The 17,020-nt window shown below is 57.8% G+C and carries 16 protein-coding genes; 6 read left to right on the top strand and 10 right to left on the bottom strand.

Annotated elements, in window-relative coordinates; genetic code table 11:
• Position 1: 1 nt before the first annotated feature.
• On the top strand, positions 2–799 hold the full coding sequence (locus CLM71_RS15205) for a class II aldolase/adducin family protein (protein WP_105231768.1): 798 nt from the start codon (positions 2–4) through the stop codon (positions 797–799).
• A gap of 40 nt (positions 800–839) precedes the next feature.
• Here CLM71_RS15205 and CLM71_RS15210 read toward each other — a convergent pair whose 3' ends face one another.
• Positions 840–1,931 carry a LacI family DNA-binding transcriptional regulator gene (locus CLM71_RS15210; protein WP_105231769.1) on the bottom strand — a complete coding sequence of 364 codons (1,092 nt, stop codon included), beginning with the start codon at positions 1,929–1,931 and terminating at the stop codon, positions 840–842.
• 199 nt (positions 1,932–2,130) lie between these two features.
• Between CLM71_RS15210 and CLM71_RS15215 the strand changes: the two genes are divergently transcribed.
• From CLM71_RS15215 to CLM71_RS15235, 5 genes are all read left to right on the top strand, one after another.
• Positions 2,131–2,952, top strand: coding sequence for an ABC transporter substrate-binding protein (locus tag CLM71_RS15215; RefSeq protein ID WP_105231770.1), 822 nt, complete (start codon positions 2,131–2,133; stop codon positions 2,950–2,952).
• A 73-nt stretch (positions 2,953–3,025) separates the two neighbouring features.
• Positions 3,026–3,844, top strand: coding sequence for an amino acid ABC transporter permease (locus CLM71_RS15220; protein WP_234008585.1), 819 nt, complete (start codon positions 3,026–3,028; stop codon positions 3,842–3,844).
• Positions 3,845–3,846: 2 nt separating this feature from the next.
• Complete coding sequence (locus CLM71_RS15225) at positions 3,847–4,623, top strand: amino acid ABC transporter ATP-binding protein (protein ID WP_105231771.1); 777 nt, start codon at positions 3,847–3,849, stop codon at positions 4,621–4,623.
• Positions 4,624–5,697, top strand: a complete 1,074-nt coding sequence (locus CLM71_RS15230; RefSeq protein WP_105231772.1) for a Gfo/Idh/MocA family oxidoreductase — start codon at positions 4,624–4,626, stop codon at positions 5,695–5,697.
• A gap of 38 nt (positions 5,698–5,735) precedes the next feature.
• On the top strand, positions 5,736–6,851 hold the full coding sequence (locus CLM71_RS15235; protein ID WP_105231773.1) for an FAD-binding oxidoreductase: 1,116 nt from the start codon (positions 5,736–5,738) through the stop codon (positions 6,849–6,851).
• Positions 6,852–6,981: 130 nt separating this feature from the next.
• Here CLM71_RS15235 and CLM71_RS15240 read toward each other — a convergent pair whose 3' ends face one another.
• The 9 genes from CLM71_RS15240 to CLM71_RS15280 form a co-directional block, all read right to left on the bottom strand.
• Positions 6,982–7,587, bottom strand: coding sequence for a LuxR C-terminal-related transcriptional regulator (locus tag CLM71_RS15240; protein ID WP_105231774.1), 606 nt, complete (start codon positions 7,585–7,587; stop codon positions 6,982–6,984).
• Positions 7,584–9,218 (bottom strand): Wzy polymerase domain-containing protein, encoded by a 1,635-nt coding sequence (locus tag CLM71_RS15245; RefSeq protein WP_370446955.1) that lies wholly within the window; start codon positions 9,216–9,218, stop codon positions 7,584–7,586. The genes CLM71_RS15240 and CLM71_RS15245 overlap by 4 nt, the downstream gene beginning before the upstream one ends.
• Before the next feature lie 413 nt (positions 9,219–9,631).
• On the bottom strand, positions 9,632–10,669 hold the full coding sequence (locus CLM71_RS15250) for a fimbrial protein (RefSeq protein ID WP_105231776.1): 1,038 nt from the start codon (positions 10,667–10,669) through the stop codon (positions 9,632–9,634).
• A 79-nt stretch (positions 10,670–10,748) separates the two neighbouring features.
• Positions 10,749–11,753 carry a fimbrial protein gene (locus tag CLM71_RS15255; RefSeq protein ID WP_158684823.1) on the bottom strand — a complete coding sequence of 335 codons (1,005 nt, stop codon included), beginning with the start codon at positions 11,751–11,753 and terminating at the stop codon, positions 10,749–10,751.
• A 79-nt stretch (positions 11,754–11,832) separates the two neighbouring features.
• Positions 11,833–12,354, bottom strand: a complete 522-nt coding sequence (locus CLM71_RS15260) for a fimbrial protein (protein ID WP_105231778.1) — start codon at positions 12,352–12,354, stop codon at positions 11,833–11,835.
• Positions 12,355–12,386: 32 nt separating this feature from the next.
• Complete coding sequence (locus CLM71_RS15265; RefSeq protein ID WP_105231779.1) at positions 12,387–12,908, bottom strand: fimbrial protein; 522 nt, start codon at positions 12,906–12,908, stop codon at positions 12,387–12,389.
• A 90-nt stretch (positions 12,909–12,998) separates the two neighbouring features.
• Positions 12,999–13,631, bottom strand: coding sequence for a fimbrial protein (locus tag CLM71_RS15270; protein ID WP_222618810.1), 633 nt, complete (start codon positions 13,629–13,631; stop codon positions 12,999–13,001).
• A 21-nt stretch (positions 13,632–13,652) separates the two neighbouring features.
• The gene (locus CLM71_RS15275; protein WP_105233427.1) at positions 13,653–14,408 is read right to left on the bottom strand and encodes a fimbria/pilus periplasmic chaperone; all 756 of its coding nucleotides are present in this window, start codon (positions 14,406–14,408) and stop codon (positions 13,653–13,655) included.
• 55 nt (positions 14,409–14,463) lie between these two features.
• A complete protein-coding gene (locus CLM71_RS15280) occupies positions 14,464–16,995 on the bottom strand; it encodes an outer membrane usher protein (protein ID WP_105231780.1) in 2,532 nt (843 codons plus the stop codon).
• Between the last annotated feature and the right edge of the window lie 25 nt (positions 16,996–17,020).

Genomic DNA, 17,020 nt, shown 5'->3' on the forward strand with positions numbered 1-17,020 from the left:
TATGTCTTTACTGTCTGTCCCTACCCCCTCTATCGACCCGGTAAAAAACGGCGTCAGCCAGGAAGAGTGGCAGGTGCGCGTCAAATTGGCAGCCGCCTATCAGTTGGCTGCCCTGTATAACTGGACCGATCATATTTATACCCATTTCTCGGCGCGCGTACCGGGGGTGGAAGAGCACTTCCTGATTAACGCCTACGGCCTGTTATTCAGTGAAATCACCGCCTCCAATCTGGTGAAAATCGACCTGGACGGCAATATCCTTGCCGACCCTACCGGGCTTGGCATTAATCAGGCCGGCTTTGTGATCCACAGCGCCATACACCGCGCCCGGCCCGATCTGCAAGCCGTGCTGCACACCCACACCAAAGACGGCGCGGCGGTCTCGGCGCAAAAAGAGGGTCTGTTGCCGCTGTCACAACATGCGCTGGCTTACTATTCGCGTATGACCTATCACGAATACGAAGGCGTGGCGCTCGATCTGGATGAGCAGGAACGGCTGGTGAACGATCTGGGCCACAGCAACGTGATGATTTTACGCAACCACGGCCTGCTGGCCGGCGGCGTGAGCATCGAACACGCGTTCCGCGAGCTGCACGGTCTGGAGCGCGCCTGCAACATTCAGGTGGCGGCGCTCGCTGGCGGGCGGGACAATTTACACTACGCGCCGCCGGCCGCGATCGAAAAGGTTAAGGCGCAGTCTGCGCGTTTTAGCAGCGGCACGGATGAGATCACGCAAAAACACTGGGCGGCGGCCATCCGCCAGTTGGAAGCCAGCGGTTTATCCCGCTTTAACCAGTAACTTTTGGCGCTCTTTCTCCGTCAGCCATGAGACATCGCCGTCAACGGCCCGCGTTCCCGCTTTTGTCGGCGCAAGGCACAACAGAGCCGCGCACCAGCAGTCTGGCGGTAAACTCAACCCGATCGGTCAGCGGTTCCTGCCGTATCTGGGCGATCACATGCCGGGCGGCTTCTCGCCCCATTTCATACACCGGCTGCGCCACCACGCTCAAGGGTGGCGTGACGATCTCGGTCCACGGGAAATTATCGTACATGATAAACGACAGATCGTCGGGTATGCGCAATCCCCGCTGCGTCAACTCACGCAGCAGCGACATGGCGATAAGGCTATCGGAGGCCACCAGCGCCGTCGGCGGAGAAGCGCTCTCCCACAGTTCCGCCACAATGCGCGCAATCGCAGCGTCATCCACCGCATTCGCCTTGATCAACGACGTGTCAAACGGCACGCCGGCTTCAAGAAACGCTTTCTCCATCCCCGCCAGACGCTGCGCTACCGGCGTCGGGCCTAAATCTTCAGGATAGCGCCAGGGTTCCTCACAGCGCATGCTCGTCACATAGGCAATACGCCGGTGGCCGCCATCCAGCATCAGCCGGGTCGCTTCCTGCGCGGTATCGGTAAAATCCACCGAGATGGTGGCAACGCCAAGGCCATGAACCGCCCGGTCAAACAGCACCAGCGCTTTACCGTCGGCGATAATCTGCGCCAGGTGCTGATTATCATTGGCGGCGGAACTGCACGGCACGACGATGATGCCGTCCACGCGTTTTTCCATCATCACGCGCACGGCCTCCTGCTCCTCCTCAAGCTGCTCATCGCTGTTGCTTAACAGCAGATGATAGCCGGACTGTCGGGCGACATCGGCAATGCCGCGCAGCGCCAGGCCAAAGTGCGGGTTTTCGATATCGCCGACGATGACGCCTATCGTATTGGAACGCCCCGTATTCATACTGCGCGCCAGCTCGTTCGGCCGGTAGCCGAGCTTTAACGCCGCCTGATGCACCAGCTTATGCACCTCTTCACTCACTGCGCCATAGCCGCCCAGGGCGCGGGCGGCCTGCGCCTTGGAGACGTTGGCTTCCCGGGCGACATCAGCCACGGTCGGCGATTTGGTTTTAGGCATCCTGTTTGTCATAAGTATTCCGAATCACAAGTTAATAACGTGAAGATTGACGCTGCGTAAACGGTGTGCATATTATCATAATAACTGATTGAGACCGGTCTCACAACGATGAGACGGCTTAACAGACACCTGCGCCGATGCTGACAATACAACACCATAATCCCGTCACTTCGGCAGTCTCTGATGTTTAAACAATAATGACGGATGAGCTATGAAATCGCACAAATACCTGCACAACATGACGGCCATACTCCTTGGCTCAGCAGTTCTCCTTAGCGCGCCATACGGCGCTCTGGCCGCCGATAATGATAATCCCTACGGGCTGATCCAGCCCGGCCACCTGCGGATAGCCAGCCTCGGCGATGCCAAACCCTATACGTTCACCGATAAAAACGGCCAGTTCACCGGCTTTGACGTGGAGTTTTTCACCAACGTGGCGCACCGGATTGGGATCAATCAGGTCGATTTTATCGGCCAGGATTTTTCCGCCATTCTGCCCGCCGTAGCCAACGGCCAGTACGATGCCGGCGTCGCCGCTATTGGCATTACCCCGGCCCGGGCAAAGACCGTCGATTTCTCTACCGGTTATCTGGCGGGCTACCTCACCGTACTGACCCGTAAAGATTCGGGGGTGAAGGATGTCGCCTCGCTGGCGAAAAAACGCCTTGGCGTCGTCCAGGGGACACTGCAGGAAAGCTATGCCGTCAAGCACTTTACCCAGACCGACGTCGTGCGTTTTCCCGATAACAATGCCGCCGTCTCGGCGGTGAACAACGGCACCCTGGATGCCATGTTCCTCGATTACGAAGCCGCAAAAAGCTACAGCGATCGTTTTCATCTGGTTAACGCCGCCAATGTTCCCTCGTTTGATGCCCCCGCCGGCATCGCGATCGCCAAGAACAAGCCCGCCTTCAAGGCCGCGCTGGATCAGGCGATCAACGACGCCATGAAGGATGGCACCTGGAAAACCCTGTATCAGAAGTGGTTCCCGGGTTCACCGATGCCGAAGCAGTATCTGCCCGACGGGCAGTAACTCCGCGAACGTTCACGTTCTGAATGCCACCGGGGGTGAGCCGCGCTCACCCTGAAGAAAATGAGGCACGGTTATGGACCTGTTAACCATTCTCTCGCGCACCTTCTTTGATATCCCTTCGATGCTGGAGGTTCTGCCGCAGCTGATCGGCACCGGGCTGATAAATACCATCATCATCTCACTGTCGGCGACGGTGCTGGGCACGCTGTTTGGCTTACTGCTGGCCCTGATGGGGATCTCGCCGTCGCGCTGGCTTCGTCTGCCGGCCCGTATTTATACCGACCTGTTCCGCGGGCTGCCGGCGATTCTGACCATCCTGGTGATTGGCCAGGGCCTGGCCCGCTTTAGCTACCAGCTTTTCGGCCCGACGCCCTATCCGCTCGGTATTTTCGCCCTCAGCCTGATCGCCAGCGCTTATATGGGAGAAATATTCCGCTCCGGTATTCAGAGCGTAGAAAAAGGGCAAATGGAAGCCTGCCGGGCGCTGGGCATGAGCTACGGCCGCGCCATGAGGCTGGTGATTATTCCTCAGGGGATACGCCGGGTGCTGCCGGCCATTGTGAATCAGTTTATCGCGATCATTAAAGACTCATCCCTGGTCTATCTGCTTGGCCTGATGACCAACCAGCGCGAGCTGTTTCGCGTCAGCCAGGACGCGGCCGTTCTGACCGGCAACCTTTCGCCGCTGATGCTGGCCGGGCTGTTTTATCTCGCCATCACCGTTCCGCTGACCCATATGGTGAATTATGTGGATGTGCGCTTCCGCACCGGCCGCCGCCGTTTAACGGCGCCGCAAAGCGGTCTGAAAGAGGTCGATGAAGTTCAACACCAGGCCGACGCCACGCTGAAAAACGGTTCGGCTAACGCGCTTATCACCGAGAGAGGTCAGTAACCATGAGCCAGTCAGTGATTCATGAAACCCACCCGACGCCGCAGCCCACCTACCACGGGGCCGGGCTGGAACTGCGGGAGCTTACGCTGGCCTATGGGCCGCTGGAGGTGTTGCGCAAGGTCTCGCTACGCGTCGAACCCGGCACCACCACCTGCATTATCGGCCCGTCCGGCTCCGGCAAGTCGACGCTGCTGCGGGGGATTAACCGCCTGCATGAACCAAAGTCAGGGGACGTGCTGCTGTCGGGCAAATCGGTGCTGCAGGACAAGCCGGATGCGCTGCGGTTGCGTATCGGCATGGTGTTTCAGCATTTCAACCTGTTCCCGGACCATAGCGCGCTGGAGAACGTGGCGCTGGCGCCGTGGAAAGTCAAAGGGCTGCCGAAATCCCAGGCGATGTCGATTGCACAACGGCGGCTGGATGAGGTCGGTCTGGGCCAGCGCACCGATCACCGGCCGCGGGATCTCTCCGGGGGCCAGCAGCAGCGCGTGGCCATTGCCCGGGCGTTGGCGATGGATCCTGAAGTGATGTTATTTGATGAAGCCACCTCAGCGCTTGACCCGGAGCTGGTAAAGGGCGTTCTGACGCTGATGGCGGATCTGTGCCGCTGCGGCATGACGATGGTGGTGGTTACGCATGAGATGGGTTTTGCCCGCAGGGTTGCCGATCAGGTGGTGTTTATGGATGAAGGCGAAATCGTTGAGTACGGCTCGCCGGAAAATATCTTTGAACGCCCGCGGTCGGCCCGCCTGCAGCGTTTTTTATCGGAGGTACTGTAAATGGCATACAAAAGCATCGCCACCGGCCTGATTCGGACAGCGCTGGTCGGTTTTGGCATTTCCGGGCAGGTCTTTCACGCGCCCTTGCTGGCCGCCAATACGCGGTTCCGGCTGGACGCTATCGTCACCGCTAATGAGGAGCGCATCGGCAAGGCGCGGCAGCGTTATCCGCAGGCGCGCCTGCTCGCCAACTGGCAGGCGTTATTACGGCATATCGATAGCGGTGAGCTGGAGATTGACCTGATCGTGCTGGGGACGCCGCCCGCGCTGCACGCCGAACAGGCGCGCGACGCCACGGCGCGCGGCATTCACCTGGTGGTCGATAAACCGTTTGCCGCCAATGCCGCGCAGGCCGAGCAGATGCTCGCCGACGCCCGGCGTGCGAATACGCTGCTGACCGTGTTTCATAACCGCCGCTGGGACGGCGATTTCCTGACGCTGCAAAAGCTGCTGAGTGAGGACGCGGTTGGCGCCGTCCGCACCTTTGAGTCCCGCTTTGAGTGGTGGCGTCCGCAGGGGTTCGGCAACTGGCGCGACCGGACTCCGCTGGCCGAAGGCGGCGGCCTGCTGCTTGACCTCGGCAGCCACCTTATCGATCAGGCGATTCAGCTGTTTGGCCCGGTACGGCAGGCCTCCGCCGAATTGGTTCGCTACGGCCGCCAATCGGACAGCGATGACGATGCGTTTGTCTCACTGCTGCATGAGAACGGCGTACGTTCCCGCCTGTGGATGAACGGCCAGGCGGCGCAGAACGGACCGCGCTTTCACCTGCTGGGCAGCCGGGGCGGCTATACCTGCTGGGGCCTGGATAACCAGGAGCCGTCGCTCGCCGCCGGTCTGTTACCAAGCGACTCGCAATATGGCGTCACGCCGGAGCCGGACTGGGGGACGCTGAGCAATGGCGAAACGCGCCATGCCGTACCGCATCAGCGCGGGAATTACCCCGCGTTTTATCAGCAGCTGGCCGGCGCTCTGCTGGACGGCGGCCCTTCCCCGGTTGATGCCGGAGAAGCGCTGACGGTACTCCGGCTGATCGACGATCTCCATCAACGCTTTGCCGTCCGCTGCGCCTGAACGGCGTGAATTTTATCTTTGCAGAAAAGGAAACAGACATGCCTGTGAAATCTGAACGTAAAACGGTTGTGGTGCTTGGCGGCGGCGTGCTGGGCGTCTCCACCGCCCTGCAGCTGGTGAAAAAAGGCGCGCAGGTGACGCTGGTCACCGAAGCCGCGCTGTGCTCCGGCGCTTCCGGCCGCTCGCTATCATGGTTAAATTCGGCCGGGGAACGCTCGGCGGAATATCACGCGCTGCGGATGATGGGCATCGATCGTTACCGGACGCTGTTCGCGGAGGATCCTGCCCGCGACTGGCTGCGCTTTGACGGCGGGCTGTTCTGGGCGGCCAACGACACGGCGGGTACGCTGGCCCGGCACGCCTATGAAAAGGCGCACGGTTACGATTCGCATGTGGTTGACGCGCACGGTATCGCGGAGATTGACAGCGCGGTGAATCCGGCTGCGCCGGCTGAGTGCGCCATCGTCAATCCGGGAGAAGGCTGGGTTAGCCTGCCCGACTTAATCCGCCATCTTCATCAGCAGTTTCAGGCACTTGGCGGGGAGGTGATCGAGCATGCCGGCAAAGCGGAGGTTATGACCGATAAGGGGCGGGCCTGCGGTATCCATTGCCAGAAAGGCACCTTTCGTGCCGATGCGGTCCTGGTGGCCTGCGGGCCGTGGACGCCGGATGTCGTCGCGCCGCTGGGCGTCGCTATTCCCAATGGTTCGCCGGTTTCGATGCTGGCGATCAGCCAGCCCGTCGCGCAGAGCATCAAGCTGGTGATGAATACGCCGCGCGCGGCGGTGCGCCCGAACCCGGGGAGCACCATTGCCGTGGATCACGATTGGTATGAAGAGCAGATCGTTCCACAGCCTGATGGCGGCTACACCATTGCCGAAAGCGTGGTCGATCAACTGATGGAGGAAGCCGGCGCACTCATCGGTCGCGGCGCCCCGCTGCACGCTCAGAGTTGGAAGCTGGGGCTTAAACCTATCCCGGGCGATGGCGAGCCGGTACTCGGCGAACTGCAGAAAGTGCCCGGATGTTTCGTCGCCTTTACCCACTCCGGCGCCACTCTGGCGCTGATCGTCGGCGAACTGCTGGCCGACGAGATTGTTGACGGTAAGCAACACCCGATGCTGGCGACATTCCGCGCCGAACGTTTCCACTGACGATCAACCCGCCTTCACCGGCGGGGAATCAGAAATGCGTCCAGCGTCAGATTATGCGTATGACACCAAACCACCGGGCGGTAAACAGCCGGAGGGTTTGGTGTTTGCCTTTTCTCGCCAACGGCCAACGTTACGCCACAGGCTGGTGCTTCAGGCCGCCGTTCTGCAGCCAGTGATAAAGGTCCGACGTGCTCTTCAGGTGCATCTTGCGCATCATCGAGCGTTTGTACAGGCTGACGGTTTTTACGCTGATTTGTAAGCGCTCTGCAATGTCGTACGGCGTTTCCCCACGGCCAAGGCGGCGCACGATATCATGCTCGCGCTGCGTTAACGCATGCTTGTCACACCAATAACAGCGGTGCGCAAAATCGTACCGCATCTCACAGGCTTCCAGTGCGGCGTCAACCTGGCGCATAATTTTTTCCAGCGGGTCGCGGCGGTACAGGCGGCCGGTTTCCCGTTGGCAGGCCGGCAGCATCAGCATCGGCACCTCCGGCCGATCGCGCAGGGTCAGGTACGCCGTAGACAGTCGATAGTCCGGACGCGGCAGCCGGCAGAACTGGCCGGCCACACCTTCGCCGGCGGCAATAATCACCAGATCGGCCGGTGAAGCCGTACTGTATAAATGGCAGACTCCGACGCTGCGGGCGCTAAAATGCTGCTCCAGCGCCAACCTTAAGCCTGCGGCAAAAAAAAGATTGGAGTCGTCGATATAAATAGAGATTGTCCGGGTCATTGTGTTCCCTCATCAGATGCCACGGGTTGAAAACGCGCGTCCATAGGAAACAGCAGCGCTGCCTCGCGGCGTTGCTGTTCTGCCGGCACATCTTGTTGCTGATACTGCAAAATCTGGATGAATGTGGCGTACACGTTGGCATCGACGCGATGCTTCAAATAACGCTCCGCCCAAGATGCATACTGCTGTAAACGCCGTTCATCCCCCGTCTGGTTAAACGTCAGCAGGGAAGACATTTGCCGGTCAAACTGACGGCGATCGCGATACGCCCAGTAGGTAAACGGCGACATGGCGTCCACATCCTCCATCTGCCTGAAACCGCCCCTTTCTGCCTGCGTCAGCGTATAGCCGCCGCTTAACGCGCCCGCCATCATCACCAGGGTCACCACCGCCAGCAGCTGCGTTCCCCAGGCGATCGGCGCGCGTAAGCGCGGTGACAAACGCCGTCGGCGCATAACCGGCATGGCCCGTCGCTCCAGCATCGCCAGCAGGATTAAAAACGCCATCCAGTGCGGAAACGACAGATAAAAGGGATATTCCGTCTGAGTGTGCAGCAGCAGCGGCAACAGCACGAGAAACAGCGCGATGCCTTCCGCACGTCTTTCCCCCTGCGCCAAACGCAGCGTGTGCCGCAGCAGGACGATGCCGCCGGCGATGAGCAGCGAGGCGCCGGCCAGGGCGATTACACCGCCCTCCACCCACCACAGCAGCAGCTCGTTATGCGGATGACGGGCAATTTCCGTCACCACGGTCGGCACCGCCTGATGCACGCGGAAGTGTTGAAAGCTGTACTCAAAACCGCCGTATCCCCAGCCTGACCACGGTTTCTCTGCAATCATCGCCAGCGTGTCGCGCAGCATGGTGTAACGCGCATGGTTGGAGGCGGTATGACTGACATAGCGCAATCCCTGTTCCGTCAACAGCCCCTGCCACAGGGCCAACAGCGCCAGCCCCGCACCCAGCGTGATTAACAGTGCCGCAATCCGGCTACGCCGCAGCGCAATGCGCCACTGCGTCAGTAGCATCAACGCCGCCGCCACGCCTCCCGCCAGCCAGCCGGTGCGCGACTGAACCCAGACCAGCACCGCCGGCAACAGTAACAGCAGCGCGGCCAGCAGCCCGCTGCGCCAGCGTTCAGTAACCAAACCGGGCAGGCTAAACTGCGGCTGTAGCCACAGCATCAGCGTCAACGCCACGCCCATGGCGATAAAGCTGCCCAGCACGTTCGGCTGTTGGAAAATACCGTAGGGGCGACCGCCGGGCACATAATCCATCCACGCCTGCGCCACACCCGGCCAGAACAGCTGAAACAGCGTCAGCGCCGCCTGCAGCGCCACTGCGCACAGCATCATATGCAGCAGCAAACAACGAAAACGCAGCGGCATGCGGTATTGCGACAAGATAAAGTAAAACAGCAGGCCTCCCGCCAGCCCCGCCAGGCGCCAGCCAGCATGCGCCAGCCATTCCGGCTGCGTATAAGTCAGCGGAATAAACAGCAGCGCCGCGCCGCCAATAAACAACCTGCTGACCGATGTTAACGTCAGGTATTTATGCTTAGGCAGGCATTGCCAAATAACCAGCGTTACCGCAGCCATCGCCATCCAGGCAAGACTATTTAGCGGTAAATTCAAACCAATTCCGCCACCGTTTGGCAGGTAAATTTGCATGACAATGATGAACCACAGGCAAAAAATCATTGCTGGCAGCCGCTGATAGGCCAAAAAAGAGGTAGAACAATGTTCTAAATACAAGCGCGCCATCCTCAAATAACTTCCGAAAAAATAATCAATAGCTCACCTAAAAAAACAAACCCCACTGAACAGTGAGCATTAATAATAAAAGGTGGCAACAACACTACCTGCCACGGCAACGTTTACTGACCTCCGCCAGCAGGAATTATCCGGACAAATAATATTTTACAAGCCAATATTGATAGGGTACGTATTATGTAACTCCCCTCGCATCCCCTGCCGACAAACACGGACTGCGGTGTGTCAATTCACAATATGACATAGCTATTTTGTGTGCTTTCATTCACATTTCATTAAAGAGACTGAATAACCAGCGTGGCCGAAGCATTAAATACACCGCCTTTTAATTCAGCCTGAGGGTTTCTTACCGGCATCAAGGTGATGTTTGCACGCCCCAAACCGTCTTCCAACCGAATGGGAAATGCCCCCATTGGTTTGACCAACCTCTCATTGTTTTTTAGCGCAAAGCCTAACTCAGCATTGTCAGAACGGATTAAATCCGATGAAAACATTGACGTATCCGCCACCAATTTAATTTTAACATTCTGTGTCAGGCTGCTGTTGCAGTTAAAGGACAACGTAATATCTTTACTATACCCTTCGCCTTTTTTGTCAGAACTGGAAGCAGGGATCAGCGCAGTTTGCAACATGCCGAAGTTAACGTTAATGACATTTCCTTGATTAATAGAGCACTCTGACGGCACCGGGATTACCTGCCCCCCGGGCCGCGTCCGCGCCTGTACCAGCGGCTTACTGGGTCGGGATGGCCGGGGTACAGAAATATCATTGGTATACATGACCCGATAAACAGAGAACAGTTCGGTATTTGAGGGGACGACAACGGCACCACCAATAATATTCCGCCTCAACATTAAATAAATATATCCCTGACTGGTCGTAGAGAACATCATCCCACGGGTTCCCTGCCCGACAGGAGGAACCGTAAAAGCTTTCAACCCAGGAGGGGCTAAGGGAAAATACTCATAGGCCGCACTCCCCGTCTCGGCACTGGAAATGCGAATGTCTACGTCCTCATTTAATTTAAAGTAACCAGGGTTAAGATCAGACGGCGCCAAGCCGCTTCCCATATCGACATAGTGCGACATCATAAGACCGGAGCCTTCCATGTTCCGGTTACAAACAGCAGGAAACCTGTCGGGAACCGTTGAGTAGCGCATCCGTGCCGAAGCGCCTTTCTTATTACTGGAAAACGACGCAGAGGACATCGTCACCACCGCAATATTAACCGGATCCCCCCAGCAGGTATTATCCGGCTCCGCATGGGAGCATAGCGAAAACACCGCTAGCAAAATGAATAAAAAATGCCTCATTTAAGTCTACCCTCAGAAAAGTAAGGCACTCATCATCAACTCAATATCAAGCATGTCGACGAAATCACATTCAGCACGTTCAAATAGACAGAATAACTAACGTAGCCGAAGCGTTAAACCTACCGCCTTTTAGCTCACGATAAGCATCTTTTACCGGCGATAAAGTAATATTCTCATTATCCACTCCGTTTTCCAATCGGGCAGAAAATGACTCCATGGGTCTGATCAAAACTCCGTTATGTTTTAGCGCGAACCCCAGTTGATAATTATCAGAGCGGATAAGATCTGAGGAGAAGTCCGCGCTGTCTGCCACCAGCCGTACCTGAATATCCTGCGTTAGGCTGGTAGTACAGCTAAAATGCAACGCAATATCTTTGCGGTACCCCTCATCATCGCTGCGACTTGGAACCAAATTCGTTTGTAACGTATGAAAATTAGCTTCAATGGTGTTCCCCTGATTAATCGAACACTCCGGCGTCACCGGTATTACCTGCCCGCCGCCTTTGGTGCGTGCCTGAACTATCGGCCGGCTTGGGCGCGGCGGGTAAGGTAGCCGATCCATAACCCGGTAGGCTGAAAAAAGCTCGGTATCTGACGGTACGACAATAGCGCCGCCAATAACATCTCGCCTTAATTTTAGTTCCACGAGCCCACTACCAGCCACACTGAACCCAGAAACCTTTATATTCTCCCCATATGACTTGGGAGACGTCAAGCCAGCCAATCCATCAGACGGTACCAAAGGGAAGTATTTGCTTATTGAGCCACTCCTTATCCTAATATCCACATCATCAGTTAATTTAAAATAACCAGTACTCATTTCAGAGGGTACAAGCGTCGGCCCCATGTCAACATAATGGGTCATGAATACATAATTTTCGCTTCTATTACAAACCCCATCAAACTCTATAGGGTCCGTTTGATACCTCATTGTTGCTGCAGCCCCTTTTTTATTACTGGTAAAAGGCGCGGAGGCTATATCCACCACGGCAATATTCACCGGGTCGCCCCAGCAGGTATTATCCGGCTCAGCGTGGGCGGATAACGCCGCCAGGGTTGATAACAATACGACCAATAATCTCATGCTCTGCATGTCCCTGTCCTTTTTATACCGCGCTCCCATCTGTCATAAGCGCGTGATATGAAATATCCCCACGTCCCGCTCAGGGATAATCAATCATCAGCGTCAGCGCTGCGCTAAAGCTGCCGAGCGTAATCGTATGGTTCTTCAGCGCGTCAGGCTCAGCCTGCACGTAACCCATCAGGTTAAAGGTATTGCTGCCGTCATGCAGTTGGTGGCGGTAAACCTTATTGATCGGCAACGGCTTCCCTTCGCTAGATTCCAGCCCGATAACCACGCCTTTTGCCAGACTGCCGCCCGCCAGCTGCAGCAGGCCGGGCAACGGGCCGCTTTCAGCCCCTTTCAGGGTGATTTCCACCTGATCACCCAGCTTGGTGTCGCACTGCGTCAAACGGATGGCAAACGCCTTACCGGCCGTGCGCTGGTTAAGGTACAGGTATTTATCCACCACGTTGCCGAAGTCGAGCTCGATCTCCGCATCATCAGGCTCCAGCATGCAAGGCTCCGCCACCAGTGAGCCGTGGAAATACAAATTCTCTTTGGCCTGCAGCGCAGCACATGGAATGAGCAGGCTTAATAACAGCGCAACGCACTGGGTACGCATGGCAGCTCCTTTTCGCCAATTCTTCGTAAACATTATTGGTACTCGACCAGCAGCGTGGCAGAGGCGTCAAACGCCCCTTCCGGCAGCTCGGCACCCGCTTTTTTTACCGGCACAGCCTGCAACTTCAGCGTCGGGACAGGCGTAATCCGCACCGGCTTATTCAGCTCCAGCGGTTTACCATCCAGCAGCATGTGAATGCCCAGATCGGTCACGGAGCTCTGGATCGCGGCTTTATCAAACGCCGTTGCCTGGCCGTGCACCTCCAGCCAGAGATCCCATTTCAGCTGGCTTTCATCGCACTTCAGCGGCGCTTCAACCTGCTTTAAGTAATTCTTACCGTCCACCCGGTTGATCCCGATCTCGCCAAACGGCACGTCGATCACCTTGTTGTTATTAATCTGGCACGGCGGCGGCTCAACCAACGTGCCATAAATTTTGATTTCCGTGCCGCCGCTGCCGCCCGGCACAGCCAGAGCGGGGGAAAAAATCGGCGCCAGCAGGCATCCCCCCATCGCCAGCCAACCCCCCCTGCTGCGGCTTAAATAACTGTGCATATACCCTCTCCATAGGCTTGAGAAAATAGCCTGCGTCCTTTTGCCATCGGCTTTTAATCACTGGCTATGCGCTGACGGCGTTTGTACCGCTCAGTCATAATTCAGACTGAAATTAACCTGGCTGCGATACGCGCCGGCCTGCAGCGGCGCAGCGGTGCGCTCCGGCATCACCCGGTAAGTCAGAACGTCCTGACCCGGCGTCAGAAACTGCGGCTTACCGCGGAAACCCAGGCGAATATCCCGCCCTTTCGCATCAAGCATGCGCAGGCCTAAACCGGAAACGCCCTGCACTTTAATCAGCTGTGCATTGTCAGCATCCGCCGACGCGATAAAACGCACGCTGACCACCGGCTGGTTGGCGTCCCAGCTCAACATGCCGCCGCGCTCGTCCCGGCTGCTGCCGGTGGTGCGAATGCAGTCGCGCAGCCGCAGTTGGAAAGCGACCGGTTCGCCACGGTCGCCGGCCTTTTGCAGGCGTCCGGTGCCGGTATTGCCCAGCGATACCGCCTGCTCGGCAGAATTCATCTCCAACCGACAGGCGCTTTCCGTCAACACGCCGTGCACGTGCAGCACGCCGTTGGCGCCTTCCACCTGCCAGTTATCCGCCGCCGCGGCGATGCCCGGAGCCAGTCCCGCCGTGCAAAGCAACAGTGCGGCGAGCGGTAGAACCTGACGTGTCGGGCATAAACGGGCTTTACCCGACAGACTGCGTTTGATGGTCATTCCCTTGTCCCCCTTACCGGTTTAGCTGCGGTGATTTTCCGCCACGGCCTGGCAGTCATTGCCGGCGCAGCGGAAAGTCAGCTGCGGACGACCGCCGTAATCGTTGATATAGGTCAGCACCGGCGCGCTGCCCAGCGCCGCCGCGCTGACCGACATCTCGGCCGCACCCAGCGGCGGCACCATAAAGGGTTCAAAACCCGCCGCGCTCTTGCCGTTCTTCTGGCTGCTGGCGTCCACCAGCGTGACGTAATATGGCGTCGGGTTATTCACCGTGTAGCGATCGCCGTGCCTAGTCAGCGTCAGCTTCTCCTGCCAGGGCTTGGTCAGCGCCTCCACGTCCTGCATAATCGCGTGCGGGCGGTAAAACAGTTTGACCCGCGTCTGCAGGGCGATCTGCAGCGTATTGGGCTTATCGCTCTTGGGCGGAATTTCACGCAGGTTGAAATAGAACAGCGTTTCCCGGTCCTGCGGCAGCTGTTTAACGCCCGGCAGCGCCTGGATTTTCACCTGGCTCGGCTTACCGGCCTCGATGCGCTGCACCGGCGGCAGCACCACCAGCGGATCGCTGATCTTGTTGCCCTGCTCGTCCTCAATCCACCCCTGCGCCAGATAGGGCAGTTGCTGGTTCTGATTGCTGACGTTCAGGCTGACGGATTTCGCGCCGCCGTCGAATACCACCCGGGTGCGATCCAGAGCGATGGCGGCATTGGCCTGCTGCATCGCCGCCGCGCCGCTAAACAGGCAGGCGGACATCATCAGCAAAGTACTTGGTTTCATTCCTTTATTACTCCATTCAATCATCATAAAAACCGTCATAGACCGAAAGTCCGCGCTACTTCGCCGCGTTGACCGCCTGTTCCAGCGGCTGGCACGGCAGCAACAGGTTGTTGAAACCGTCTTTCGGCAGCGGATCCGGCAACGAAATGGCGCACTGCGCGTCACCGTTCCAGAACACCCGCATTTTTTCGCCCGCCTTGATGCCGCTAAGGTAAACCTTGCCGCCGTCGTTAACGATGCCGGTCTCCTGCTTGCGCAGATTAAACACCGTAGCGCCGAACGGCGGCGCATCGCCATTCGCCAGGCGAATGACCGCCATGGCCTTTTCACCGGCAATCACATTAAAACGCCGGAAACCGATCGCCCCTTCCGTCAGGGTCGCCTGCACCACCGAATTGCTGGCATCCGCATTGTCCGCCAGCTTGTTCAGATCGATACTGGCCTTGTTGCGGTAGTAGCTGTTAATGTCGGTCACCACCGCTTTACCGAACATATTGCTGCGGCTGGTGCTGCCGTAGCCACGCACCGGCACATCCGCCACGCCGCCGGTATCCAGCATCAGCCGCGTACCGCCCATCGTGCCGACGCGGTGCAGCGCGCCGCCTTCCATCGTCAGCGTGAGCCCACCCTGGGCGGACAGACCGAGCGCGGTATATTGCCCTTCCTGGTAGCTGATATTGCCGCTCAGCTGCGCGGCATCGGCTTCATGGTTTATATAACCGCTGACCGAGGCGCCGCTGCGCGTCTTGCCGACGCTGACCTGATAGTTATTGTGTTCATCAATGCGGTCGTAATAGCTCAGGCTGTTGCTGTTATCCCCTTTCGCCAAGGCGGCGTTGTAGCTCAGGCTGCCGCTGTTGCCCCAGGGAATCGACAGCGACAGGTGGGCGCCGTCATCTTTGACGCCGTCATAGGTATTGCGGTAAGCCGACAGCGACAGGCTCAAATTACGCATCGACCACAGATCGAAATAGTGCGATACCGTCAGGTTGTAGCGGTCGTTCGCCGCCCGATCCCAGTAGGTCTGGTGGTTGTAGCTGATAAAGGTGCTGACCCCCAGATCGCGGAACTGCTTGTTAAAGCTGAGGGTATACATCTCTTTACTGCTGCCGATCTGATAGCCGTAGTAACGCGCATCCAGATATTCGCTCATGGTCATAAAGTTCTTTTCCGAGAAACGATAGCCGGCGAAGGTGATATTGCTGTCGTACTCATCAAAGTTTTTTGAGTAGTTCACCCGATATGAACCGCCGCTGAACGTCCCCTCCTGCGGGATATGCGCACGCGACTGAATCACGTCGAACGAAATCGCCCCCAACACCCACAGATCGCGGCCGACCCCCAGCGACAGCGCGTTATAATCGCCGCCGAGAATGCTGCCGCCAAACAGCGACCAGCCGTTGCTGATGCCCCAGGAAAACTCGCCGCTGGCAAACATCGGTCCGCGCGTGCGATGCCGCCAGTCAGAGGGTTTGCCCGCCGCCAGTTTGTAACGCACGCTGCCCGGTCGGGTCAGGTACGGAATGCTGGCGGTGTCCATCTGGAACTTTTGCACGCTGCCGTCCTGCTCTTCCACCCGTACGTCCAGCTTGCCCGACACCGCGTCATTAATGTCCTGAATGCGGAACGGCCCCGCCGCCACCTGCGTTTCATACAGCACGCGCCCCTGCTGGCTGACGGTGACCTTGGCGTTGGTTTTCGCCACGCCGACCACCTCCGGCGCATAGCCGCGCAGGTTGGGCGGCAACATATTGTCGTCGGATCGCAGGTTGGCGCCGGTATAGCGGAAGCTGTCGAACACGTTCGAATCCAGGTAGTCTTCCCCCACCGTCAGGCGCGATCGCCAGGACGGCAGGGCGCGGAACGCGTAGTAACGGCTCCAGTCCAGCTTCTTTTCCGTCCCCTGAGCGCTCCCGCTCTGGTGGCTGATATTGCCCTGCCAGTCGGCACGCAAACGCCAGGCGCCGATGTTCAGGCCGGCGGTGCCGTTGCCGCTGAAGTCGTAATCGCGCGCGCCGTCCCGCTGCTGGCGGGTGCCCTGCGCATTGACGTTGTAGTCAAACAACAGCCCGGCAATACCGTCATCCCACAGTGAAGGCGGGTCCCAATCCTCGGAGGTATATTCCAGGTAAGCCTGCGGCATGTTTAGATAGAGCGACGCCGCCGACAGATCGCCGGTGGCCTCCATTCCCTTCAGGCTATGCATATCCAGGCATTCGCCGTTGTGCCACCACGTCAGTTTCTTGCTGATGTCCTCTTTCAGCCCCAGTTGCGCCACCTGCGCTGGGGAAAGACAGGCCTGACTGCCCTTATCGTCATCGTCAGGCGCATAGAACATAACCTGCTGTTCCGGTAATTCATGTTTATTCAGCCGAATCGTCATGTTATATGCACCCGGCATAATATATCCGCGACGCGAAAATTGGCTGAGGTCAATATTATTTCGGTCATTCAAATCCAACACATCGGTGTTAAATTCAATTGCGTCGCCTGCCAGTACATAACCAGGCAACCCGTTAATGGCTAACGCAATTAATATCCCTATCGTTTTCGGGCGAAAGAGTGCCCCAGCAGAAAACCAATCCATATCTGCAGACCTTTCGTAATATAAA

The organism is Serratia sp. MYb239 (genome assembly GCF_002966855.1).
Lineage (GTDB): Bacteria > Pseudomonadota > Gammaproteobacteria > Enterobacterales > Enterobacteriaceae > Serratia_B > Serratia_B rhizosphaerae.